Source organism: Tenacibaculum sp. 47A_GOM-205m, assembly GCF_000518405.1.
Classification (GTDB): domain Bacteria; phylum Bacteroidota; class Bacteroidia; order Flavobacteriales; family Flavobacteriaceae; genus Polaribacter; species Polaribacter lutimaris.
Genome location: NZ_JADN01000003.1, coordinates 291,292 through 315,626, shown reverse-complemented (window position 1 = coordinate 315,626; position 24,335 = coordinate 291,292). Strand labels below are relative to the sequence as shown.

The 24,335-nt window shown below is 30.4% G+C and carries 23 protein-coding genes; 18 read left to right on the top strand and 5 right to left on the bottom strand.

Going from position 1 to position 24,335, the window contains the following annotated elements; genetic code table 11:
- Window positions 1-104: 104 nt before the first annotated feature.
- From N534_RS0101525 to N534_RS0101510, 4 genes are all read left to right on the top strand, one after another.
- Window positions 105-2,666 (top strand): ATP-dependent Clp protease ATP-binding subunit, encoded by a 2,562-nt coding sequence (locus N534_RS0101525; protein WP_028890795.1) that lies wholly within the window; start codon window positions 105-107, stop codon window positions 2,664-2,666.
- A 142-nt stretch (window positions 2,667-2,808) separates the two neighbouring features.
- A complete protein-coding gene (locus N534_RS0101520; RefSeq protein WP_028890794.1) occupies window positions 2,809-3,846 on the top strand; it encodes a methyltransferase in 1,038 nt (345 codons plus the stop codon).
- Window positions 3,847-4,053: 207 nt separating this feature from the next.
- Window positions 4,054-4,746, top strand: a complete 693-nt coding sequence (locus tag N534_RS0101515) for a hypothetical protein (RefSeq protein ID WP_028890793.1) — start codon at window positions 4,054-4,056, stop codon at window positions 4,744-4,746.
- 214 nt (window positions 4,747-4,960) lie between these two features.
- Window positions 4,961-5,395 (top strand): hypothetical protein, encoded by a 435-nt coding sequence (locus N534_RS0101510; RefSeq protein WP_028890792.1) that lies wholly within the window; start codon window positions 4,961-4,963, stop codon window positions 5,393-5,395.
- A gap of 150 nt (window positions 5,396-5,545) precedes the next feature.
- Here N534_RS0101510 and hutH read toward each other — a convergent pair whose 3' ends face one another.
- Window positions 5,546-7,051, bottom strand: a complete 1,506-nt coding sequence (hutH, locus tag N534_RS0101505; protein WP_028890791.1) for a histidine ammonia-lyase — start codon at window positions 7,049-7,051, stop codon at window positions 5,546-5,548.
- Between the two features lie 167 nt (window positions 7,052-7,218).
- On the opposite strand from hutH, the gene N534_RS0101500 reads away from it, so the two are divergent.
- Complete coding sequence (locus N534_RS0101500) at window positions 7,219-8,610, top strand: TlpA disulfide reductase family protein (protein ID WP_028890790.1); 1,392 nt, start codon at window positions 7,219-7,221, stop codon at window positions 8,608-8,610.
- 61 nt (window positions 8,611-8,671) lie between these two features.
- Here the strand turns inward: N534_RS0101500 and N534_RS0101495 are convergent, their stop codons facing one another.
- The 3 genes from N534_RS0101495 to N534_RS0101485 are packed head-to-tail and all read right to left on the bottom strand — an operon-like array spanning window position 8,672 to window position 10,827.
- Window positions 8,672-9,472, bottom strand: coding sequence for a TIGR00266 family protein (locus N534_RS0101495; RefSeq protein ID WP_028890789.1), 801 nt, complete (start codon window positions 9,470-9,472; stop codon window positions 8,672-8,674).
- Window positions 9,473-9,509: 37 nt separating this feature from the next.
- Complete coding sequence (gene blaOXA / locus N534_RS0101490) at window positions 9,510-10,364, bottom strand: class D beta-lactamase (protein WP_028890788.1); 855 nt, start codon at window positions 10,362-10,364, stop codon at window positions 9,510-9,512.
- A gap of 7 nt (window positions 10,365-10,371) precedes the next feature.
- Window positions 10,372-10,827, bottom strand: a complete 456-nt coding sequence (locus N534_RS0101485; protein WP_028890787.1) for a DUF4442 domain-containing protein — start codon at window positions 10,825-10,827, stop codon at window positions 10,372-10,374.
- Between the two features lie 154 nt (window positions 10,828-10,981).
- On the opposite strand from N534_RS0101485, the gene N534_RS0101480 reads away from it, so the two are divergent.
- From N534_RS0101480 to N534_RS0101420, 12 genes are all read left to right on the top strand, one after another.
- The gene (locus N534_RS0101480) at window positions 10,982-11,410 is read left to right on the top strand and encodes a DUF4870 domain-containing protein (protein WP_028890786.1); all 429 of its coding nucleotides are present in this window, start codon (window positions 10,982-10,984) and stop codon (window positions 11,408-11,410) included.
- A gap of 17 nt (window positions 11,411-11,427) precedes the next feature.
- Window positions 11,428-11,772, top strand: coding sequence for a PadR family transcriptional regulator (locus N534_RS0101475; RefSeq protein WP_028890785.1), 345 nt, complete (start codon window positions 11,428-11,430; stop codon window positions 11,770-11,772).
- Window positions 11,765-13,738, top strand: coding sequence for a PspC domain-containing protein (locus N534_RS14240; RefSeq protein WP_081728257.1), 1,974 nt, complete (start codon window positions 11,765-11,767; stop codon window positions 13,736-13,738). The genes N534_RS0101475 and N534_RS14240 overlap by 8 nt, the downstream gene beginning before the upstream one ends.
- Window positions 13,739-13,757: 19 nt before the next feature.
- Window positions 13,758-14,264 (top strand): nuclear transport factor 2 family protein, encoded by a 507-nt coding sequence (locus N534_RS0101465; RefSeq protein WP_231517292.1) that lies wholly within the window; start codon window positions 13,758-13,760, stop codon window positions 14,262-14,264.
- A 166-nt stretch (window positions 14,265-14,430) separates the two neighbouring features.
- Window positions 14,431-15,891 (top strand): potassium/proton antiporter, encoded by a 1,461-nt coding sequence (locus N534_RS0101460; RefSeq protein WP_028890783.1) that lies wholly within the window; start codon window positions 14,431-14,433, stop codon window positions 15,889-15,891.
- Window positions 15,892-15,956: 65 nt separating this feature from the next.
- Entirely contained in the window at window positions 15,957-16,307 is a 351-nt protein-coding gene (locus N534_RS0101455; protein ID WP_156025518.1) for a hypothetical protein, read from the top strand.
- Between the two features lie 101 nt (window positions 16,308-16,408).
- Window positions 16,409-16,864, top strand: a complete 456-nt coding sequence (locus N534_RS0101450; protein WP_028890781.1) for a hypothetical protein — start codon at window positions 16,409-16,411, stop codon at window positions 16,862-16,864.
- 159 nt (window positions 16,865-17,023) lie between these two features.
- Entirely contained in the window at window positions 17,024-18,334 is a 1,311-nt protein-coding gene (locus N534_RS0101445) for a hypothetical protein (protein WP_038005189.1), read from the top strand.
- Between the two features lie 60 nt (window positions 18,335-18,394).
- Window positions 18,395-18,769: a hypothetical protein gene (locus N534_RS0101440; protein ID WP_028890779.1), complete on the top strand. Its 375-nt coding sequence runs from the start codon at window positions 18,395-18,397 to the stop codon at window positions 18,767-18,769.
- A 325-nt stretch (window positions 18,770-19,094) separates the two neighbouring features.
- On the top strand, window positions 19,095-20,129 hold the full coding sequence (locus N534_RS0101430) for a S66 peptidase family protein (RefSeq protein WP_028890778.1): 1,035 nt from the start codon (window positions 19,095-19,097) through the stop codon (window positions 20,127-20,129).
- A gap of 48 nt (window positions 20,130-20,177) precedes the next feature.
- Window positions 20,178-20,753 carry a Crp/Fnr family transcriptional regulator gene (locus N534_RS0101425; RefSeq protein ID WP_028890777.1) on the top strand — a complete coding sequence of 192 codons (576 nt, stop codon included), beginning with the start codon at window positions 20,178-20,180 and terminating at the stop codon, window positions 20,751-20,753.
- A 60-nt stretch (window positions 20,754-20,813) separates the two neighbouring features.
- Entirely contained in the window at window positions 20,814-21,584 is a 771-nt protein-coding gene (locus tag N534_RS0101420) for an MBL fold metallo-hydrolase (protein ID WP_028890776.1), read from the top strand.
- A 107-nt stretch (window positions 21,585-21,691) separates the two neighbouring features.
- On the opposite strand, the gene N534_RS14930 is transcribed toward N534_RS0101420, so the two are convergent.
- Window positions 21,692-22,414, bottom strand: coding sequence for a hypothetical protein (locus tag N534_RS14930; RefSeq protein WP_028890775.1), 723 nt, complete (start codon window positions 22,412-22,414; stop codon window positions 21,692-21,694).
- A 398-nt stretch (window positions 22,415-22,812) separates the two neighbouring features.
- On the opposite strand from N534_RS14930, the gene N534_RS0101410 reads away from it, so the two are divergent.
- The gene (locus tag N534_RS0101410; RefSeq protein ID WP_051435812.1) at window positions 22,813-24,234 is read left to right on the top strand and encodes a VOC family protein; all 1,422 of its coding nucleotides are present in this window, start codon (window positions 22,813-22,815) and stop codon (window positions 24,232-24,234) included.
- The last annotated feature ends 101 nt before the right edge of the window (window positions 24,235-24,335 follow it).

The window sequence follows — 24,335 nt, the reverse complement described above, 5'->3', positions numbered from 1 at the left end:
ATGCTTATTTTACTCGTCATAATGTCAGTTAAAAACTATTGGCACCTTTTTTGTAATTTTTAAGAAAAAAACTTACTAACTTTACAGAGACAGAAAATAAATTTATGGACGATAATTTTTCACCACAAGTAAGAGATGTAATTACTTTTAGTAAAGAAGAGGCCTTACGTTTAGGTCATGACTTTATTGGAACAGAGCATCTATTGTTAGGTTTGATTAGGAAAGGTGACGGGAAAGCCATCGAAATATTAACTACTTTCGATGTAGACTTAGATTTAGTTCGCAATAAATTAGAAAAGTTAAACCCTACAACCCCATCTATAGCAAACTCACAAAGAAAGAGCTTACACCTTACAAGACAAGCAGAAAAAGCAATAAAAACAACGTTTTTAGAAGCTAGATTATATCAAAGCAATGCTATTGACACGGCTCATTTATTGTTGTGTATTTTACGCAACGAGAATGATCCTACAACAAAACTACTTCAAAAGTATGATGTAGATTATGAGCAAGCAAAAAGCCTATACAAAGAGTTACATGTTGATGACGATACATATATCTCTCCTATAAGTGAAACACCTTCCGAAGATGATTTTGCTGACGATAAAACAAATCCTTACGGTCAACAACCTCAAAAAGGGAAACAAGTAAAGAAATCTAAAACACCTGTTTTAGACAATTTCGGACGTGATTTAACAGCTTTAGCTATTGCAGGTAAGTTAGACCCTGTAGTTGGTCGTTTAAAAGAAATAGAACGCGTTTCTCAAATCTTAAGTAGAAGAAAAAAGAACAACCCAATGCTAATTGGTGAACCAGGTGTTGGTAAATCTGCCATTGCAGAAGGATTAGCGCTACGTATTGTAGACAGAAAAGTATCAAGAATTTTATTCGATAAGCGTATTGTTTCTTTAGACTTAGCCAGCTTAGTTGCAGGAACAAAGTACCGTGGTCAGTTTGAAGAGCGTATGAAAGCGTTAATGAATGAACTTGAAAAGAATGATGATATTATTCTTTTTATTGACGAAATTCACACGATTGTTGGTGCTGGTGGCGCAACAGGTTCGTTAGATGCTTCTAACATGTTAAAACCTGCTTTAGCAAGAGGAGAAATTCAATGTATTGGTGCTACTACACTTGATGAGTACAGAACAAATATTGAAAAAGATGGAGCTTTAGAACGTCGTTTTCAAAAGGTAATTGTTGACCCTACCACAGTAGAAGAAACTATTCAGATTTTACATAACATCAAAGGAAAATACGAAGCACATCACAATGTTACGTTTACCGATGAAGCTATAGAAGCTTGCGTAAAGTTAACCAATCGTTATATGACCGATCGTTTCTTACCAGACAAGGCTATTGATGCGTTAGATGAAGCAGGATCGAGAATTCATATCACAAATATCGTAGTACCTCAACAAATTTTAGAATTAGAATCTAAACTTGAAGAAATTCGTAATCGTAAAACCAAAGCAGTAAGCGGACAAAAATACGAAGAAGCAGCTAAGCTTCGTGACGATGAAAAAAATATTGAAACTGCGTTAGAGTCTGCACAACACCAATGGGAGGAAGATTCTAAAATGCACCGTGAAACGGTTACCGAAGACAATGTTGCCGAAGTAGTATCGATGATGACAGGAATTCCTGTTAACCGTGTTGCCGAAGCAGAAAGCAGTCGTTTAGCAGAATTACCTCAATTAATTAAAGGTAAGGTAATTGGTCAAGAAGAAGCAGTTACTAAAGTGGTAAAAGCAATTCAAAGAAACCGTGTAGGGTTAAAAGATCCTAACAAACCTATTGGTTCTTTTATCTTCTTAGGTTCTACTGGTGTTGGTAAAACACAATTAGCAAAAGTATTGGCTCGTGAGTTATTCGACTCTGAAGATTCTCTTATCAGAATTGACATGAGTGAATACATGGAAAAATTTGCAATTTCTCGTTTAATTGGTGCACCTCCAGGATACGTAGGTTACGAAGAAGGTGGGCAGTTAACCGAAAAAGTGCGTCGTAAGCCTTACTCGGTAATCTTACTAGATGAGATTGAAAAAGCGCATCCTGATGTATTTAACATGTTATTACAAGTGTTAGATGACGGACATATTACTGACAGCTTAGGTCGTAAAATCGATTTTAGAAATACCGTGATTATCATGACTTCTAACATCGGAGTTCGCAAGTTAAAAGACTTTGGTGGCGGTGTTGGATTTGGCACTGCTTCTAAAAAAGAGCAAGAAGATGCTAATGCAAGAAGCATTATCGAAGGTGCCTTAAAAAAGTCGTTTGCACCTGAATTTTTAAACCGTATTGATGATGTTATTGTATTCAACTCATTAGAGCGTGAAGACATTCATAAAATTATAGATATTGAATTAGATAAACTGTTAAAACGTATTGATGATTTAGGCTACAAACTTACCTTAAGTGAAAAAGCAAAAGATTACATTGCCGATAAAGGTTTTGATAAACAATATGGTGCTCGACCATTAAAAAGAGCAATTCAAAAATATATTGAAGATGCTTTAGCTGAAGAGATTGTAAACTCCAAACTAAATGAAGGCGACACCATTTTTATGGATTTAGATGAGAAAGACCAAAAACTACTCATTAAAATAGAAAAAGGTGAAAAACCTAAAGAGTCTAGAACAGAAATAGACGAAGACAATTAAAAAATAAAAATCCCGAGCACTAAAGTACTTGGGATTTTTTTATTCCCTTGATTTTCCCTCATTCATAAAACAGTTTGATTTATCCCTAATAATTGAACTTAACAAAATCGAAAGATTAATTATTAACCATAATAACCAGACTATGAACTCTACTACTGAAAATCAAATTACACCCTCTAGAATTATGGAAGTAGGCATGGGATTTTGGGCCTCCAAAACCTTACTTACTGCTGTTAAAATGGGATTGTTTACACATTTAGCCAATGGTAAACTATCAGGAAAAGAAATTCAAGAAAAACTCAATCTTCACGACAGATCCCTTTTCGACTTTCTTGACACCTTGGTTGCTCTAGGCTTTTTAAACCGTTCTGGATTAAAAGAAAATGCAACTTATAGCAATTCTGAAGACTCTAACTTATTTTTAGACAAAAACAAACCCAGTTATATAGGCGGTATTTTAGAAATGTCTAACAACCGATTATATCCTTTCTGGAATAACCTAGAGGAAGCTTTAACAACAGGAAAACCTCAAAACGAAACAAAAAACGGTGGTAAACCACTTTTTGAAGCGATCTATGCTGATGAAAATAGGCTCCGAGAATTTATAAATGGAATGTCTGGTGTTCAGATAGGAAATTTCATGAAGTTAGCTCGTGATATAGATTTTTCTAAATACGACACACTTTGTGATGTTGGTGGTTCTGGTGCAACGCTATCTATACTTATCGCAAAAAACAACCCACATATAAAATGTATTTCTTTCGATCTTCCTGCTGTAGAACCTATAGCCAAAGAAAATGTAACCCATTTTGGATTAAACGACCAAATAGAAACTCGCTCAGGTGATTTTTTTGCTGATGAATTACCTAAAGCAGACGTTATTACTATGGGAAACATTTTACATGATTGGGGAACAAAAGATAAATTGATGCTTATAAAAAAAGCCTACAACGCCCTACCTGAAGGAGGATCACTTATTATTATTGAAAACATTATTGATGATGAACGAAATAAAAATGCTTTTGGTTTAATGATGTCGTTAAACATGGCAATTGAAACCGATGAAGGTTACGATTTTACGCTCTCAGATTTTAAGCAGTGGGCACAAGAGACTGGTTTTAACAACACCAGAATGATGCATTTAACAGGACCTGCAAGCGCCATTATTGCCGTTAAATAATTTAAAAACTAAAGAGTCATATACCAAAGCAGCATAAAAACACTGAGAATGAAAAACCTAAGCAACTACTTAGGTTTTTTTAGTATATTGAACCCTCAAAAATTGAAAAAGAATAAAAATGCTAATAATTCCACATATACCCACAAACGAATTGTATCATAATAATTTCATTTTGTCAAAAAATTAATTATACATAATATACCAATAATGGATTTAGACTTTGATTTTTTAAAACCTTACATTCATTATTTAGTCTTTGCTTTTATTGGACTAGTTATACTTTATATTAAAACTTACACTCAAGAAAGAGCTAAAAGAAAAGTTTTGATTCAAACAAACAAAAAACTAATAGAGGAAACAGAATCCATAAAAAAAGAACACCAATTAGACATTAGTAAAAGACGTTATCAATACGAAAGTAAAAAAGAACAATATTTAAATTTTTATAAATTAATTGACTCTTTCACCTCTGAAGCTAATCTAAAAATGCAAGAAAAGTTAATTTCAATCTTGAATAATTTTTACGAGGATTTTCTTAACGCTTCTACTAATGAGGATAAAACTGCTGAAAATACAGCTATAATAAAAATGTCTAAAGAAATGCAAAAAATTTCTTTAGATTCAGTAGCGGAATTAACGAAATTAAGACAAGAAACGAATACAATTCGGATTATAGCTAGTGATGAAATATTAAAAAAATTAAATTTACTAGAATTGTCGTATGATGAACTATTTGAAAAATCAAATAAAATGATGAGCGCTTTACCACGATTAATAATTAAGAATAAACAAGATAAGATTAATGAGCTTCAAAAAGAAATAGAACTTTCTAGCAATGTAGGCAAATCAATAAATAATGACATTATCAAACTAATGAGAAAAGAATTAAATGAAATTTAAAGTACTATGCAGAACAATGTATAACTACAATTGATAGTAGATTTAACTACATCCGAATTCATTATGAATTACCAACTTCGATGTCTACAAAAAAACATTATCTTTAATTCCATAACTGATGATTATACTAAACCATCCCTAACATTTGCACGAAAAGCTAAACATAAAAATTGGAAACGATATAAAATTCACAAGTAATATTGGGTTTTACATTATGATTATAGGAACTTTAGGTTTTATAATTACTGGAATACTTTTATACTCTGGAACTTACCTTCCTTTTGAAATGAAACTTATTTATTACACGGAGATAATTCCTTTAAAATTTTATTTGGCTTTTATTATTTCTACACTATTATTATACGTTGGTCTAAAAATCGGAAATCTTGAAAAGTATCAAAATTCAGAATTAATTATTGACGAGTATAAACTAAAATTTGATTTGGGAAATGAAATCAAATTAGCAAGATTTAATCAAATATCCAGTTTTTATCAAGTTGAATCTAAAAAAGGAATAGAATTACGAATTGAAACTAATAAGTTCCAAAAATTTAAATTACAAATGGACAAAACAACATTTGATAAACTAAATGAATACTGTCCAATACAAATAAAAACATTGAGTAACAAATGTAAAAACAAGGCTTAGTTCAGTACTTAATCTAAAGTTTATATATTTTTATTATATCTAATTTCTCTACAAAAATCCTCATACACAAAACCCTAACTTTTCTTATAAAATAAAAAAACTCCAACTGTAAATTACAGTTGGAGTTTTTTTTATGTTATTTATTGTTTCTTAAAACAACTCTTCTACTTCAATAGTTAAGTTGTTAATAAAGCTTTCTGCGTTTTTAATATCGTTATGCAATACTCTATCATCATTTACTACAGGTACATCTTGTCTAAACATTCCTACAAAAGAAGCTAAGAATTCAGAAGTATTGTGTTCTCTAAAAGACAATCCTTGTGAAGCATTCATTAACTCAATAGCTAATACCGAGCACACATTGTCAATTACTTTTTTAGCTTTTACAGCTGCATTTGCACCCATACTTACGTGATCTTCTTGTCCGTTACTCGATACAATAGAATCAATACTCGATGGTGTACAGAATTGCTTATTCGCACTTACTATACTTGCAGCGGTATATTGCGGAATCATAAACCCACTATTCAAACCTGGATTAGAAACCAAGAACGCTGGTAGTCTACGTAAACCAGAAACTAACTGATAGGTTCTTCTTTCCGAAATATTTCCTAATTCAGCAATAGCAATTGCTAAATAATCTAACGCTAACGCTAACGGTTGTCCGTGAAAATTTCCTCCAGAAACTACTATATCTTCATCTACAAACACATTTGGATTATCTGTTACCGAATTGATTTCAGTCACAAATGTTTTCTTTACAAATTCTAAGGTATCTTTTGTTGCTCCGTGAACTTGTGGCATACATCTAAACGAATACGGGTCTTGCACATGCTCTTTAGGTTGCGCTATCAACTCACTCCCTTCTAATAATTCAGAAATACGTTTTGCAGTAGCTAACTGTCCGTTGTGCGGACGTACTAAATGAATCAATTCATTAAAAGGCTCTATTCTTCCATCAAAAGCTTCTAAAGAAACCGCACCAATAACATCTGATAAGTATGATAATTTATAGGCTTTTAATAAATTATGTACTCCATAAGCACTCATAAATTGAGTTCCGTTTAACAATGCTAATCCTTCTTTAGATTGTAAGTTGATTTTCTCCCATCCAAATTTTGCTAACAAGGCTTCACCAGAAATTCGCTCTCCTTCTACATACACTTCTCCTAAACCAATTAATGGTAACGATAAATGTGCTAACGGAGCTAAATCTCCTGAAGCTCCTAACGATCCTTGTGTATAAACTACTGGAAGAATATCATTGTTGTAAAAATCTATTAAACGATCAACCGTTGCTAATTGCACACCTGAATGTCCGTAGCTTAACGATTGTATTTTTAGTAACAACATTAATTTTACAATCTCTTGCGGTACTTCATCCCCTGTTCCACAAGCATGACTCATTACTAAGTTTTCTTGTAATTGCTGTAAATTATCTCCGCTAATCTTTACGTTACACAACGAGCCAAATCCTGTATTAATTCCGTAAATAGGATCGCTATGTGTTTTCATTTTCTCATCAAGATAAGTACGACATTTTTGTATCTTCTGTCTTGATTCTTCTGATAATGAAAGTTTTTTATTTAGTAATACAATACTATGAATATCTTCTAAACCTACTGGTTGTGAACTTATTATATGTGTAGTATCCATTTTTATATTTTTGAGGTGTACAAAGAACCTAAAAAAAGATAAATTTTCAAGATCTTTTCTTATAAAAAAGTGGTAGTATTTAAATTATATGTTAATTTCTTTGATTAAAACGTTAAAAAAACTAACTTCGGCGCCTTAAACACCTTATTTTCACTAAATATTATAGAATGAAAAAACTAGTACTTTTAGCCCTCATAGGAGTTACCATAATTTCATGTAAAAAAGAGGAACAAGCACCTGTAAAAGACTATCTGATTTTATCTGGTAAAGTTGAAAACTTTAAGCGAAGAGATATTACTTTATCTGGCTTTAAATTTGAGAAAAAAATAAAGTTTGATCGAGAAACTGGTTCTTTTGTTGATACCCTTAAAATTGACATAGATGGTTACTACACTTTATTTTTCAATAAAACACCTATTAATTTATATCTAACAAAAACAGAAGATGCTGGTCTTGTATTTGATTATAAAAATGCAGACATTGTTAACTTTGAAGGTTCGCATGCAAACATTAATAGTTATTTATTAGAAAAGAGAAAAACTTGGTTTGAGGTATTAGAAAATGCGAATAAATACTTTGTTTTAGATGAAGAAAAATTCTTAGAGAAAACTGACGAGTATAAAGATGCAGTTACTGAACTTTCTATCTCTAAGCAGTTACCTGCTGATTTCTTAAAGCAAGAAGTTAAAAACATTGATTATGAATGTTTAAGAAACTTATATAATTACTCTGATTACCATATTACATTAACTGGTAACAAAGATTTTAAAATTTCTGAAAACTTCCCTAATCCTTTAGAGAACTTTAACTATAGTAATGGCAACGATTACGTACATTCTTACTTTTACAGAACCATGTTAGAAGACGAGCTTAATAAAATAGCTAAAGAAAAAAACAAAGAAGGCGAAGATTTATATTTAACTTATTTAGAAACTGTTCAAACAGAAGTAACTGATACAGTTGCTAAAAACGATTTATTATATAAAAGTGCTCAAAATAGTATTACCTATACTAGTGATTTGAAAGAATTTTACAGAAAATTTATGGCTTACTCTACTAATGAAGCTCATAAAAAAGAAATTACCAAAGACTATGATCTTCTAAAAACTACCGCAAAAGGACAACCTGCACCTAAATTTAAGGATTACGTTAATTATAACGGTGGTACAACTTCAATGGACGATTTATTAGGTAAAGGTAAGTATCTGTACATTGATGTTTGGGCTACATGGTGTGCTTTTTGTAAAAGAGAAATCCCTTTATTAAAAAGATTGGAGCAAGAATACCATGGTAAAAACATTGAATTTGTAAGTATTAATGTTGACGAAAAAGACAACGAGGAAAAATGGAAAGAAACTATTCAAGATAGAGAAATGACAGGAATACAGTTAATGGCTGGTGATAGTCACTTACGCTTAGACTGGGCTCAAAACTTCTTAATCAAAGGATTGCCTAGATTTATTATAGTTGATCCTGATGGGAATATTGTAAGCCCTAATGCTCCTGCTCCTTCTGAAGGAGAAAAACTAATCAACATGTTTGATGAATTAGGAATATAAACAAACTATATACATAAAAAAAAGCCGCTAAAATTAGCGGCTTTTTTTATGTATATTTTTTCTAAAATCGATTATCTCCGTCTAAAAGATTACCTAAGCCTCCTAAAACACTTCCTTCTCCTCTATCTCCTTTCCCTGTTTGAGGCGCCATAGCTAACACTCTTCCTGCTAATCTACTAAACGGTAACGATTGAATGTATACTATACCAGGACCTTTAAGTGTCGCAAAGAACAATCCTTCACCTCCAAAAATGGTGTTTTTTATACCACCTACAAATTCAATATCATAATCAACATCTTGTGTAAACCCTACAATACAACCTGTATCAACTTTTAAAACTTCACCAGGTTGTAATACTTTTTTAGCCATCGTACCTCCTGCATGCACAAAACCAATACCATCACCTTCCATTTTTTGCATAATAAATCCTTCACCACCAAATAATCCTCTTCCTAAGCGTCTAGAAAACTCAATTCCTATAGACACACCTTTCGCTGCACATAAAAAAGCATCTTTCTGACAAATAAACTTTCCTCCAAACTCAGTTAAGTCAATCGGAATTATTTTTCCTGGGTATGGTGAAGCAAAAGAAACTTGTTTTTTCCCTTGACCTTCATTTGTAAACACCGTCATAAATAAACTTTCCCCTGTTAAGATTCGTTTTCCTGCGGAAAAAATCTTTCCTAATAATCCTTTTTCTTGATTGGAACCATCTCCAAAAATGGTATTCATTCCTATACCTGAATCCATCATCATAAAGCTACCACTCTCGGCAACTACTCCTTCTTGTGGATCTAATTCTATTTCTACATACTGCATTTCTTCTCCAAAAATGCGATAATCTATTTCGTGAGCATTCATAATTTTTTGTTTTTATACTTATAAGAAGAGTTTTTTACTATTTTGTTACAAACGATTCATTTTCTCCTAATACTTTTAGTTCATCTAAAGCTTTAAAAGTTACTTCTTTTCTTTCTTTACTGAAGAACTTCATATCGAAACTCTTTTTTGGAACTACATTTGTTGCAAAGAAATAAGCATTATTTTGAATTAAGACATAACCTACAAACCATCCATTGTTTTCTTCACCTCTAACTGACCAACCAGTTTTACCTCTTAATACATACTTATTGTTTTCAGACATTACCATTATCCTTTTTACAATACTATCGGTTCGATTAGAAATTGGTAATTCAGAATTATGCAATCTTTTTAAAAAATCAATTTGTTCAAACTGATTAATCTTCGATTTTCCTTCTAACCAAAAATCATCTAAAGTCGTTTCATTCACATCCATTGAACCAAAATTCAATTTTGCCAAACTGGATTTCATTCTTTCTACTCCAATTCTTCTAGCTACTTCTTGGTAACAAGGAACGCAAGAATACTGAAAAGCCTCTTTAAATGTTAAATCTTGCTCCCAAGCTTTTAGATATCTAGGTTCTCCATTCCATTTAAAAATTACACTATCATTCTTTACTACTCCAGTTTCTAAAGCAATGATAGAATTCGGAATTTTAAATGTTGATGCTGGTAAATTTCCTACTTTACACCAATCAAAATTATTAGAATAATACACATCTTTATGCAAATCATAAACTAGTATGGCTCCTTCTAGTTTTGTAACATCAAGTATTTCTTTAAACTGATTATTGACTACAAACTTTGCTTCAACTTTCTCTTTTTTGCTCTTTTCTTCGCTCTTACAAGAAAACAGTAGCACTATAATTATAAAAAAATAATTAAATTTCATTCACAAACTAATTTTTAACCTTCAAACTCCATTCATATTCAAACTTCGATACCGAAATACCTTCCTTATTAAAACCTTCTGCAGTAACAATCACTGTTTGTCCTTCACTTGTTTCAATTGCTTTTTGAATCGTTTCTCTTATTAATTGTCCTTGATTACATTCAAAGCGTATTTTTCCTGTTGCCTTTTTTGTAAAAGTTCCGTTCATGTTAGTAACTAACATTGAAATTTTTCTGTTTGATGCAGCGATTTCTTTCATTACCAAAACTCCTGTTGCTAATTCAGATGCCATTCCTTGTACCGCCCAAAACATCGACTTAAACGGATTTTGATTTACCCATTTGTAGGTAACTTTTACTTCAGCAGTATCATCAGTAAGTGATTTTAAACGTACCCCAGTAAAAAAAGCTGAGGGTAATTTAAAAAATAAAAAAGCATTAACTTTCCTAGGTGTAAACTTCATTTTTTCAGTATTTACAGGCAATGTACGGCTTTTTATCCAATTATTTCTCTTTAAATAAATGTTAAATTTTGTTAATTTTTAGTACTATGTATTGCATAATACCTTTTAAAAGATATATATTTGTATTGTAAAGTATTATATAATTCGTTTTATTATGCAACACAATAACCAAAATACCAATGCCTTTTTAATACATATATCTGCTTTTGCAGGATATTTATTCCCACTAGGAAGTATTATTACTCCTTTAATCTTATGGCAAACCTTAAAAGAGAGAGGTGCTTTTTTAGATGATCACGGTAAAGAAGCTGTAAACTTTAATATTAGTTTCGGGTTGTACATCTTTATTGTTAGCGCCTCTTTTATTCCATTCTTTTTCAGAAATGTAATGCACGGATTTAATGGAATTGACATTGACTTTGGAGGGCACCATGGATATGGAGGCCTATTCGGTTTTCTAGGTTTTGCTTCTTTAGCAGGACTTATATCAATTATAAAAATAGCATTGATAATTATCGCTGCTATGAATGCTAATAAAGGTGAACGATACCATTACCCTTTTACAATAAAATTTATAAAATAACCCATAAACCGCATTACATGAAGATAGAAAACACAAAAGCACAAATGCGTAAGGGTGTTTTAGAATATTGCATCTTATCCATTTTACAAAAAGGAGATGCTTATACCTCTGAGATACTCTCTAGCCTTAAAAGTGCAGAAATGATTGTGGTTGAAGGAACCATATATCCGTTGCTTACCCGCTTAAAAAACGCAGGATTACTAAGCTACAGATGGGAAGAATCAACCTCTGGACCTCCTAGAAAATATTACGTACTCACCGAAAATGGCGGAATGTTTTTAAAAGAATTAGACAAAACATGGCATAATTTAGTAAACGCAGTAAACCAAGTAACAAGTACAAAATCAACTAAAGATGAATAAGACAATAAATATAAACCTGGGCGGATTTTTCTTCCATATAGATGAAACTGCCTATCAGAAATTAAAACGATACTTAGACGCTATCGCTCGCTCGTTAAGTGATGATCCGCAAGGAAAAAATGAAATTATAGCAGATATTGAAGCACGTATTAGTGAATTATTATCAGAAAGAATCACCGACGCTCGTCAGGTAGTAAATGAAAGCGATATTGAAGAAATCATCGCTATTATGGGACAACCAGAAGATTATGCTGAAGCTGAAGAAGCGTATAACGAAAACACTTCATACAACTATAAAAGAAACACTGCTAACAAAAAAATGTTTAGAGATGGTGACGATAAGTTTTTAGGAGGAGTTTGTTCTGGACTTGGGCACTATTTTAACATAGATGTTGTTTGGATTCGTTTAGCTTTTCTTATTCTAACCTTAGCTGGTTTCGGTTTTGGAATTATAGGGTACATCATCTTATGGGTATTATTACCAGAAGCTAAAACTACTTCTGAAAAATTACAAATGGAAGGTGAAGCTGTAAACATTGACAATATTGAAAAAAAAATTCGTAACGAATTTGATAACTTATCATCAAAGGTAAAGGAAGGCGCCCATGATTTATCGGATAAAATTTCGAATGCTGATTATCAAAAACTACGTAACCAAACTAAATCAGGATTACAAGATTTTTTAGACACAATGGGTAAAATATTACTAACATTATTCAAAGTGTTCGGTAAATTCATGGGCGTTTTATTAATTTTCATTGCAGGTATTACTATTATTTCATTATTGCTAGGTTTATTCTCTGTAGGAAGCTTAGAAATTTTAAACTTCGATGGAGATATAGTTCAATATCCACCATTCTTCTACGATTCAGTAATACCTAAATGGTTATTAATGACCTTTTTGTTTTTCTTAATCGGTATTCCTTTTATGGTCTTATTTATTTTGGGATTACGAATTTTATCTCCGAATATTAAAAAGTTAAGTACGGCTACTATTCTAACCTTATTCGGCTTATGGTTAATCTCATTATTAGCAATAGGTTTTACAGGTATAGAGTTTGCTACATCTCATGCTTATGATGGTACACATGTTACTAAACATAGTATTACCTACAACCAGCAAGAACCTTTAAAGATTCGAGTTGTTAACGATGATAATATTCATTACCTACATAATTTACGAAATCGTGATAACGCGATGTTGGTGAATATTGATGATAAAGAACTAAAGTATTCTAACAATATTAATATTGATGTTCGTAAAAGTGAAACTGATAGCGCATATATTGAAATTAAAAAAACATCTGAAGGAAAAAAGCGTAATGATGCAAACAATAATGCAGAAGCTATAAAATATGCTTATAAAAGCGATAACAATACTATTGTTTTTGACGCCTTCTTTTTAAGTGCTTTTAAAAACATTTGGAAAGATGAAGAGATAAATGCAGTAATATACATTCCTGAAGGAACAACTATATATTTTGAAGGATCGTCTCGTAACTTTTTAGATGATGTAAAAAACGTTCAAAACGTATACGATCGTGACATGGCTAACCACCATTTCAAAATGACATCTAAAGGTTTTGATTGTTTAGATTGTGATGAGGAAGACATTAATAATGAAGATTCTGATGATTGGGATTCTGATAATGATGATGAAGTAAGTTTCTTATTTGATAGTACAATTAATAATGTAAAAGCTGAATTTATCATTTCAAAAAACACTACTGAAGATGAACTTAACAAATTAATTGACTGGTTTAAAGATCGTAAAAACATAGATATTGATATTGTTGATTCAAAATTTAATAGTGATAAAACAATTAATAACCTTGTTTTAGAAATTGATTGTAACGATGGCTATGTAGGTAGTATAAAAATTTCAAACGGTACATTAAATGATATATCAAAAGGTTTCCGTAGGCTGTATAATGAAGAAGGAGCTTTGAGCTTTAAAACTTGGTAAACGCATAAACTGAAAAACTATGAACGATTTATTTGACTTCTTCTTTAAGGGTAACTTTTTTATGAAAATAGTTACCCTGCTATACACACTCTTACTATCATGGGTAATGAATGGACAAGTACAAGAAATTCCAAACTATAAACCTGTTGACATTGACTTGCACAAGCAAATTGTAAAAATGGATAGTATATTCTTTAACGCTTACAATACTTGTGACATGAAAGCACAAGCAGATATTTTAAGTGATGATATTGAGTTCTTTCATGACAAAGGAGGCTTATCTACTTCAAAAAGTGAAATTATAGCCGCTACTGAAAGAAATATTTGTGGTAAGGTTACTCGTACATTAATAGAAGGAAGTATTGAAGTATATCCTATTAATAAATATGGGGCAGTGCAAATAGGTTATCATAAGTTTTTTAATAATAGAGAACCTAACGCTAAATCTATCCCTAGTAAATTTATTGCTATCTGGAAAAAAGAAAACGCAAAGTGGTTAATAACAAAAGTTATTAGCCTGCATTAACATATAATTGATTTTAAAAACATTAGTTCATTGGTTAGCTAACTCCGATGACACTAATACTTGGTTTTATTAGTTAAGCCAAAGCTGTACAGCTTTGGCTTTTTCTTTATATAAACTCAATAATAAAAATGCTAAAACACATATCTTTGTTTAAAACATTTCTTGCATGAATTTAACCATTGAAAATATTTTATTAATAGGATCTGTTTTACTTTTAATAAGTATTATAGTTGGAAAAACATCCTATAAATTTGGGGTTCCAACTCTTTTGCTGTTTTTAAGCATTGGAATGCTTGCTGGATCTGATGGTGTTGGTGGTATTATTTTTGACGATCCAAAAGCTGCACAATTTATAGGAATTGTTTCTTTAAATTTTATTCTATTTTCTGGTGGTTTAGACACTAATTGGAAAGCTGTCAAACCTATACTCAAAGAAGGATTAGTACTTTCTACTTTAGGAGTATTGCTTACTGCTGTTTCTTTGGGCCTCTTCGTATGGAATGTTACCAATTTTACAATTTACGAAAGCTTACTACTAGGTGCTATTGTTTCTTCTACCGATGCAGCTGCTGTATTCTCTATTTTACGCTCTAAAAACTTAGCATTAAGAGAAAACTTACGCCCCACTTTAGAGTTAGAAAGTGGTAGTAACGACCCCATGGCTTACGTATTAACTATCGCTTTTTTAACGTTGGTAACCCATCAAGATCAAAGTTTAGCATCTATAATACCTTTATTTTTACAACAAATGGTATTTGGTGCTATTGCTGGTTTTTTATTTGGTATACTTAGTAAAAAAATAATAAACTCAATTAAACTTGACTTTGAAGGATTGTATCCTGTTTTGGTTATTGCTCTTATGTTTATTACTTTTTCATTTACAGATTTTATAGGTGGTAATGGCTTTTTAGCTATTTATATTTGTGCTGTTTACTTAGGAAATCAAAACTTAATTCATAAAAAAACTATTTTAAAAATGTTTGATGGATTAGCTTGGTTAATGCAAATTGTACTATTCTTAACCTTAGGATTACTTGTTTTTCCTTCACAAATTGTTCCTTACATTGGTATTGGACTTATCATTTCTCTCTTCTTAATTTTTATAGCTCGCCCTGTGGGAGTTTTTATTAGTTTACTTTTTTTTAAAATGAAGTTAAGAAGACGTTTTTATATTTCGTGGGTTGGTTTACGTGGCGCTGTTCCTATAGTGTTTGCTACCTATCCTCTTTTAGCTGGTATAGATAAAGCTAATATTATTTTTAATATTGTATTTTTTATATCGGTTACTTCTATTTTAATACAAGGTACAACGCTAAGTATTGTTGCAAAATGGTTAAACGTTGCTTTGCCTGAAGAAACAAAAAGATTGAGTGCCACCGATATGCTATTAGAAGAAAACCCGAAAGCTCTAATGCAAGAAATTACAATTACAGAATCATGCAAATCGGCAAATAAAAAAATTGTAGAATTAGATTTTCCTAAAAACGCTATTATAGCCTTGATAAAAAGAGAGGGTAATTATATAACTCCTAATGGTTCAACCACGATAAATGCTGCTGACACTTTGATTGTTCTTGCTGATAAACCTAGCATTTTTAAAGAAATTAACGAGAGCCTTAAAAATTAACTAATAATTAGTTTTAATTTTAATTATTAAAGTAATTTTGTAGCATGAAAAAAATGTTGCGATTTTTGAGCGTCCTTTTTATTACAATGGTATATTTTTCTACCATTGGTTATACTCAAAAAGATCAATCTTTTTCTAGTAAGTTTAGCGACCCAAATCCTTCGCATAAAGAATACAAACAAAAACTTTCTTCTAAGGGCGTAGAACATACCTCAGAGTCAGAAAACTTCACTAATTACTTTAATAACCTTCCTTCAAATAATGTAAAAAATACATTTTCTGAAATTGGTATTAATTTAAAATCTATTGAATTATTTTTCAACAGAAAATATCTTCAATATGTTTCTTTTTCAAGAAATATTTTAATAGCCTATAAAAAATCTGATTTAATATTTCCTTTCCATTATCATTGGTGAGATCTTCATTAAGTTTTAACAAACAACTAATCAATCTTACTAAGAAAACACACTCTTTATAAATTAAAGAGTAAAACTTAATGTAATTAATTTAAAAATAAATGGATTTAGGAACCACAATCGTTGGTGCTGTACTATTAATTATATGTATAGCCCCTTTTATATTAGTACGTAAAAGACAATTAACAAAGAAGAATGAAAAACTTCAAATACTAAATAATCTTTCTCAAGAACACAATTGCTTTATACAAGAGTATGAATCTTGTAATGATTTTATTTTAGGAATTGATAAGTCAAAAAATTTTCTTTTCTTTCATAAACATTCCGAAGAAACCACACATAGTCAAGTTATTAATTTACAAGAAATTGATGAATGTGTTGTTATAAAAAAAACACGAAGTATAAACGATAAAACAATTGCATTAATAGAGCTCAATTTCATTAAAAAAAATGAGGTTACTTCTATTATTATTTATGATGAAAAAACAGATTTATTAATTAGTAACGAACTGTTAGTTGCCAACAAATGGTCTCTTATAATTAATAGTAGTCTATAAAGAATAGTAAATTTCACCCCACGATCTAAACCTTAAATATTTTAAGGTTTAGATTTTTTTAAAATAACTTTTTACTTTTACCTTATATTTTTAAACTAAAAAAAGAGGTAAGTACTTTGATTAAAGGCGATTTACTTTTCTTATTCCTTATAAATTACTATGAAAACACTTTTTAAAATAAATCTAAAACACTTGCCTTTATTATTATCTTCATTTTTAATAATTAGTTGTTTTAACAAAGAAAAAACAGACGAAGAACTACTTGAAAAAGACAAAATAGAATTAGAAGAAAACTTAGATTCCTATAAAATAGCAACTTATAAATTTGGTAAAATTCTAATCAGATCTTCAGCAGAAAAAGATACTATTTCTACAGAATTTCAGTCTTTTAAAAAAGATCTTGATAGGATTTTTAATAAAGTGGTAAAATATGATGTTGAAAACCCAGAAAGTTTATCACTCATAGATTACATTTTAATATATCGTGATTATAAAAAAATGGAAGACTTCATTATGAAAACTGATGAAGATATTTTTCCAACATTAGTAGACTCTTTTAATCTAATTTACGGAGACTCTACTAGCAAAAAAAGAGAGTATTATAAAGGAGAAGAAAAAGAATATGTTCAAAATATAGAGCACGCTATTTTAAGTGCAATTGTAATATTAAGTAAAGATTTAGGTAAGGAAGTATCGCTTTATGAATGCACAAAAACAAATCCTGAATTACTACCTGATTCTGAAATAAAAACTCTACTACAATACTTTAGAGGCTTCTTGTTTTTTGAAAAAGGTCTTTATTATTTATCTGAAGATGAAATTTCAAGAAATATTAACTGGTTAAACAACAATAAAGATGTGGATTTACCCTATACAAGAGCTTTCTTTCAATGGGGAAACCTTGATAATAAAAGTACTCATTTAGGGCTTCATTCTTTAAATCATTTGTTTAGAGGTTTTGACCGATTAATGATGGAAAGAGAAATTGATGAAAAACGTGCTCTTGAAGATTTTGAAGCATTTTTAAAAGATGCTAATAAAATTGGATTAAATAATGAAATTACTTGGTCAATAGAAACCTATTTATATTTAAAAAACGAAGAAAATGAAAAAGCAATTACTTCTTTAACCAAACTTAAAACAAGTACCCTACTCTCTTCAAAAGATAAAGAAAGAATAGATGAATCTATTGAATATGTTAAGAACAGAGAGTCAGGTAAGGTCTTAAATGGTTTTTATGATAAATTCTTTTTAAGTAAAATCGCCACAAAATACATGTACTCAATTTTATCAAAAGTAGATTGGGAAAAAGTAATGAAAGAACAAAATGTACCACATACAAATGAAATATTTAAAACTATTGATAATCTAAAAAGTTTTATTGACAACCTAAAAGAGTATGCCAGTACAGAAGACTTAAAGAATAAAGGAAAGAGCCTTTGGAACAAAACAAAAGAATTAGTTAAATAATACTAACAAATAGTTCTGTAAAAAAGAAACACACAATACATTAAACAACTTAAAAATTAAATGGGAAAAATTAAAATTGAAAGCACAGTTGGTGCTAAAATTTATGCTAACGAAAAAGAACTAGGTTTAATAAAAAGAGAAGATAAAGAATATGAGTTAGAAAATGGTGAATATGAAATTTACGCCAAAGCCTCTTGGTGTGGTAGTCAAAAAATCAACATAAATGTTACTGATGATAAAACCGTAACTTTAACTCTTAACAGTTTTAAGTATGAAGGAGTTATAAGAGCTGTTATGATGGTATTTATTGCTCTATTTATGCTTTCTAAAAGTCTTATTTTTCTGGTTCTTGCTGGAATTATCATTCTATACCCTTTGTATTATATATCATTCGGAAAAGATAATTACTTAGAATTTACTGAAAAGATAAGTTAAGTATAACAAAACTAAATACCTCCATACATGTTTAACTTACCTTTACAAAAACTAACTATTAATTTATGTTAAAAAATAAAGTATATTTTGCTGGACCTCTTTTTAATGAAGCTGAAAGAGCTTTTAATAAAAACCTTACATCTAAAATAGAAAATATTGGTTTTACAGTTTTTTTTACCTCAACGAGACGGTGCTGAATTAAACAAACCTCCTTTCGATGGAATAACTCAAACCGAAAGAAATAAAGCAGTACTAAGCCTAAACATAAAGCCCTATTACTCTTAGTATATACAAAAAACATTAACCACAAGCTGAAAAAACAACTATGATCAAACCAAAAAAATTACAAAAAGGAGATAAAATAGCTACAATCTCTTTGTCTTGGGGAGGTGCTGGAGAAATTCCTAGTAGATATGAAATTGGTAAAAAACAGATACAAGATAACTTTGGGTTAAAAGTTGTTGAAACTAAAAATGCTTTGAAACCTGCTAAATGGATTTATGAAAACCCAAAAGCAAGAGCAGAAGATTTAATGGAAGCTCTCGAAGACACCTCTATAAAAGCGATTATTTCCAATATAGGAGGTGATGATAGCATACGAATGTTACCCTTTATAGACTTTGATGTTATTAAAAGAAATCCCAAAATTTTTATTGGTTTTTCTGACTCTACAATAACACATTTTTGTTTCTATAAAGCAGGAGTAACCTCTTTTTATGGGACGTCAACACTTGTAGGGTTTGCTGAAAATAACGGAATTCATCAATATCAAATAGCCGATATTAAACAAACCTTATTTTCTAATAAAATAATAGGTGAAATTCAACCTAATATGGAAGGTTGGACATCTGAACGCTTAGAATGGAGCAATCCAGAAAATCAAACTATTTCAAGACAATTAACAAAATCTAATGGGTGGAATTTTTTACAAGGTACTAAAACTGTTTCAGGAGAATTGTTAGGAGGTTGTTTTGATGTTTTGGAAACTTTAAAAGACACAAAACTGTGGGTAAGCCCTTCCGATTGGAAAGGTAAAATAATGTTTTTTGAAACATCGGAAGCAATGATGCCACCTCATTATTTTCTTTGGATTTTAAGAAATTATGTTGCTTCAGGAATCATGCATAACATTAATGGACTAATTGTAGGTAGACCCTATAATAATCAATATACAAAGGAATATGAAGATGCTTTAGTACAAGTAATTAGAAACGAAGCTGGTTTAACAGACTTACCAATCATTACTGAAATGGATTTTGGGCACACCTGTCCTATTTTCACAATTCCTTATGGAATCAAAGCGGAAATAAACCCTACAAATAAAACTTTTTCGATAATTGAAAATGCTTTAGAAAAGTAAATCCTTTTGGTGATTTTCAATAATTATATGTTAATTAAAACAAATTGAATGACAAAATTTGCTAAAATTTCTAAATTCTTTGAAACTGAGTTTCCTTTAAATCAACACGGACTCGATGAACTGTTTAGTCTATTTAAAATAGAAAAATACACTAAAGGAACTATTTTACTTCAAGAAAATTCTAAAGAAAAAAAGTTGCGTTTTTTAAATAATGGAATTGTAAGAGAATATTATGCAAATGAAGACAAGGAAATCAATATTAACTTTTATGTAAAACCTCAGTTTATCTCCGATTTACTAACTTTTAGTCAAAATACCGCTACCAAGAAAAACCAAGAGACCTTAACTTCTGTAGAAATTTTAAGTATTGAAAGGCAACTCTTTTTTGATTTATTAGAAAAATATCAATGTGGTAAAACCTTTGTTGATGCCTCTTTTCAAAAACTTTTAAAACAAAAAGAGAGATTAGAGTTTAATCGTATTACAAAATCTCCTGAAGAATTATACAACGAGTTATTCATTTACAAACCTGAATGGATACAAAATATACCTCAATACCATTTAGCATCGTACTTAAACGTAACACCAGAAACACTAAGCAGAATTAAAAAGCGTATTTCTTGATTTGAATCAATGAAAACAAATAGAGTATAAAAGACATTTGCAGAACTAAAATGTTATACAATGTTACATATTCACCAAATAAGAAACGCTACTATAATTATTGAAACTGAAAAAGAGGTTATTCTTGTTGATCCAATGCTCGGTAACCAAGGAATAATACCTCCTTTTACACTCTTTAGACATAAAGCTAGAAAAAACCCAACTGTACCACTTCCTAAAAACACACAATCGCTACTAAATAAAGTAACACATTGCTTAATAACACATCAGCATCCAGATCATATTGATAGTACTGCTATAAAATTTTTAATCAAACATAATATTCCGGTTACCTGCAGTATCAAAGATGAGAATGCTTTTAAACAACGAGGACTAAATGTTGTTCAAAGCTTAAAATACTGGGAAAAACAACCATTCTTAGGAGGAGAAATAGAAGGTATTCCTGCAAAACATGGTTACGGATTTGTAGCTAAACTTATGGGAAATGTACTTGGTTTTCACATAAAATTACCAAATCAAAAATCCATTTATCTTAGCTCTGACACCATATATACAGATGCTGTTCATAAAGTATTAGAAGAATACAAACCTGAAATTAGTGTGTTAGCTAGTGGCGCTGCTCAATTTGATTTATTTAAAAACCTGATCATGAACACAGATGACATTATCAAATTTGTTAAAAACTCTCCTGGCTTAGTTATAGCAAATCACATGGAGGCTATAAATCACTGCCCTTTAACCCGAAAAAAACTAAAAGAAATATTAATTCTAAACAACCTAGAAAAAAAAGTTGCTATCCCAAAAGATGGAGAACAAATAACCATAAAGTAAAAAGCATATCGTTTTTTTGTTTTACCTAAAAAAAACTTTTTAAACCATAAAAAAAACCTGTGAAAATTATTTTCACAGGTTTTTTTATAAAGAATTAACTTCATTAATTAGTCATCTAATAACTCTGCTACAGCTTTAAGTTTTTCTTTTAATTGATCAGCTAAATCTTTGTTTCCATCTAGGTCTTCTGGACTAATTTCAATAGTACCATCTTCATTACCATCAATAGCTAAAGATAAATCTACTTGACTTAACATAGCATTCAAATCAAAATTAATAGTAACATCTGTTAAACTCTCAGAAACTACAATATCAGTCACTGCATTTTCAAAATCTACTTCAATTTCTTCTTCAAAGTCGTGCCAAAAGATAAAAGGAATAGCATTTATAGTACCTTTAATAACAACAGTTTTGTTAAACATATCGCTAGATGCATCTGTATTTTTATCAAATTCAAACTCAATTTCTTCGTAACTAGCCTTTGGTAACTCTAAAGAAGTAATATTTGTTGTTCCAGTTAACAAATCTAACTCAAACGGTCCTCTTAATTCAATTTCATCATCAGAATCTATAAAGTTATCATTCGTAGTTTCGTAGTAGCTATCATCAAACTCTAATTCAATTTCTGAGATATTTAGTTTAAATTCAGAAATAGTAACTTCAGCATTATTTACAGTTCTTGCAGCAGTTTTACTTTGACTAAATGTATTAGTTGAAGACGCTTTAATTCTTAAATTTTCACTAGTTCCTTCGTCGCTAGTACAAGAAGTTCCTAATAACATTAATGAGGTTGCGCTTAATAGTAATACTGTTCTTTGTAATGTTTTCATGATTTTATTTATTTTGTTTATATCCTTAAGACAACCCTATCTTTAAATTACCTACCCTTAAAATTTATTTTTTCAAAATAAAAACATTAACATTCTGACAATAAATACATTACGGAGTTAATTTTAACAAAAAAAATATAATTACAAAACAAAACTTATAGTTATCAACACATAATTGAAGCGAAAAAGCTTTGAATTGTTTGGCTAAGACTTATAATTAGAACAAAGTCAAATTGACTTTTAAAAACACTTTTTTAGTAAAAATTATTTTTTTGATTAAAAAAAACACCTCTAAAGAATTAAATTAACCCAAAATAAATATTAATAAAACAAAATTTACTTTTATACGGAGTCAAAAAAATTAAATTCATTTAATTTGCTGTAAATTTTAATAAACTATGTCCTCAAAAAATAAACTAGAATATACAGCTGAAGAATTTGTTTCTCCAGAATACATTCGTAACCGCTTTTCTAAAATTATGTCTGATATGTATAAGAAAGAGGTACCTCTTTATGGTGAGCTTCTTGATTTGGTTCATGGCATAAATGAAAATGTTCTTTCAGAGTCTAAAGAAATTGAAGAACAGTTAGAACATACTGGTGAATTAACTCGACTAAATATGGAACGCCACGGAGCAATTCGTTTAGGTAAACCCTACGAGTTATTTACGATGAGGCGTTTGTTTAAGGTCATGGGAATGTATTCTGTTGGATATTATGATTTAGCTCCAGCTGGTGTTCCTGTTCATTCTACAGCGTTTAGAGCTATTGAAAGCACCGCTCTTAATCAAGCTCCATTTAGAGTTTTTACCTCTTTATTACGTATAGATTTAATTGATGATGCTCAGCTTCGCAACAATGTTGAAACTATTTTAGAAAAACGTCAAATTTTTACAGAAAAAGTTTTACAACTCATTGATAAATCTGAAAAAGAAGGAGGTTTAAATAAAGAAGATGCCGAAACCTTTGTTCAAGAAGCATTAGAAACTTTTCGTTGGCACGATACTGCTACTGTAGATTATGAAATGTACGAAGCTTTACTAAATCAACACAGATTAATTGCTGATGTAGTTGCTTTCAAAGGACCTCACATCAACCACCTAACCCCTAGAACTTTAGATATAGATAAGGTACAAGTAAGTATGGAGGCTCGTAATATTCCTCCAAAAGACAATATAGAAGGACCTCCTGCAAGAAAATGCCCTATTTTACTACGCCAAACAAGTTTTAAAGCATTGACTGAAAAAGTAACTTTTAAAAACAATGTTGAAAAAGAAGAAACAGGTGAACACAAAGCTCGTTTTGGTGAGATTGAACAGCGTGGTGCTGCATTAACTCAAAAAGGACTTGACTTATATCACGAGTTGTTAAATAAAACACGTAAAGCTATTGGTGGATCACCAACTGCCGAAAACGCTTCAGAATACAATGAATTATTAGCAGAAAATTTTAAAGTTTTCCCTGATAACTATGAAGATTTACGTTCTGAAGAATTAGCTTATTTCCATTATTTTACTAATGATAAAGTAAAAACTTTATCTAAAGATAAAGTGTACACAAAAGTAGATGTAAACCAATTATTAGAGGATGGTTATTTAAGCATTGAACCTATGGTTTACGAAGATTTCTTACCTGTAAGTGCAGCAGGAATTTTTGCTTCAAACTTAGGAACAGATGATGCTAAGCGTGAATATGAAGGTACTTCTAATCAAGATTTATTTGAAAAAGATTTAGGTGAACCTGTTTATCAGTTAACAAAATGGTATGAAGATATGCAAGATGAAAGCATACAAAACTGCTTGGCAGAAATAAATGCTTAATCATAAAATCAAATATTTTAAAAAAGTGTGTAGCCGTATATTTGCATTATCGGCTACACTTTTTTCGTTAAAAACGATTGTTTATCTTGTAGCTTATATTA

What these genes read in the sequence shown, in the direction of transcription:
- N534_RS0101525 (WP_028890795.1), top strand. Translation starts at nt 105, where the DNA reads ATGGACGATAATTTTTCACCACAAGTAAGAGATGTAATTACTTTTAGT.
- N534_RS0101520 (WP_028890794.1), top strand. Translation starts at nt 2,809, where the DNA reads ATGAACTCTACTACTGAAAATCAAATTACACCCTCTAGAATTATGGAA.
- N534_RS0101515 (WP_028890793.1), top strand. Translation starts at nt 4,054, where the DNA reads ATGGATTTAGACTTTGATTTTTTAAAACCTTACATTCATTATTTAGTC.
- N534_RS0101510 (WP_028890792.1), top strand. Translation starts at nt 4,961, where the DNA reads ATGATTATAGGAACTTTAGGTTTTATAATTACTGGAATACTTTTATAC.
- hutH (WP_028890791.1), bottom strand. Translation starts at nt 7,051, where the DNA reads ATGGATACTACACATATAATAAGTTCACAACCAGTAGGTTTAGAAGAT.
- N534_RS0101500 (WP_028890790.1), top strand. Translation starts at nt 7,219, where the DNA reads ATGAAAAAACTAGTACTTTTAGCCCTCATAGGAGTTACCATAATTTCA.
- N534_RS0101495 (WP_028890789.1), bottom strand. Translation starts at nt 9,472, where the DNA reads ATGAATGCTCACGAAATAGATTATCGCATTTTTGGAGAAGAAATGCAG.
- blaOXA (WP_028890788.1), bottom strand. Translation starts at nt 10,364, where the DNA reads ATGAAATTTAATTATTTTTTTATAATTATAGTGCTACTGTTTTCTTGT.
- N534_RS0101485 (WP_028890787.1), bottom strand. Translation starts at nt 10,827, where the DNA reads ATGAAGTTTACACCTAGGAAAGTTAATGCTTTTTTATTTTTTAAATTA.
- N534_RS0101480 (WP_028890786.1), top strand. Translation starts at nt 10,982, where the DNA reads ATGCAACACAATAACCAAAATACCAATGCCTTTTTAATACATATATCT.
- N534_RS0101475 (WP_028890785.1), top strand. Translation starts at nt 11,428, where the DNA reads ATGAAGATAGAAAACACAAAAGCACAAATGCGTAAGGGTGTTTTAGAA.
- N534_RS14240 (WP_081728257.1), top strand. Translation starts at nt 11,765, where the DNA reads ATGAATAAGACAATAAATATAAACCTGGGCGGATTTTTCTTCCATATA.
- N534_RS0101465 (WP_231517292.1), top strand. Translation starts at nt 13,758, where the DNA reads ATGAACGATTTATTTGACTTCTTCTTTAAGGGTAACTTTTTTATGAAA.
- N534_RS0101460 (WP_028890783.1), top strand. Translation starts at nt 14,431, where the DNA reads ATGAATTTAACCATTGAAAATATTTTATTAATAGGATCTGTTTTACTT.
- N534_RS0101450 (WP_028890781.1), top strand. Translation starts at nt 16,409, where the DNA reads ATGGATTTAGGAACCACAATCGTTGGTGCTGTACTATTAATTATATGT.
- N534_RS0101445 (WP_038005189.1), top strand. Translation starts at nt 17,024, where the DNA reads ATGAAAACACTTTTTAAAATAAATCTAAAACACTTGCCTTTATTATTA.
- N534_RS0101440 (WP_028890779.1), top strand. Translation starts at nt 18,395, where the DNA reads ATGGGAAAAATTAAAATTGAAAGCACAGTTGGTGCTAAAATTTATGCT.
- N534_RS0101430 (WP_028890778.1), top strand. Translation starts at nt 19,095, where the DNA reads ATGATCAAACCAAAAAAATTACAAAAAGGAGATAAAATAGCTACAATC.
- N534_RS0101425 (WP_028890777.1), top strand. Translation starts at nt 20,178, where the DNA reads ATGACAAAATTTGCTAAAATTTCTAAATTCTTTGAAACTGAGTTTCCT.
- N534_RS0101420 (WP_028890776.1), top strand. Translation starts at nt 20,814, where the DNA reads ATGTTACATATTCACCAAATAAGAAACGCTACTATAATTATTGAAACT.
- N534_RS14930 (WP_028890775.1), bottom strand. Translation starts at nt 22,414, where the DNA reads ATGAAAACATTACAAAGAACAGTATTACTATTAAGCGCAACCTCATTA.
- N534_RS0101410 (WP_051435812.1), top strand. Translation starts at nt 22,813, where the DNA reads ATGTCCTCAAAAAATAAACTAGAATATACAGCTGAAGAATTTGTTTCT.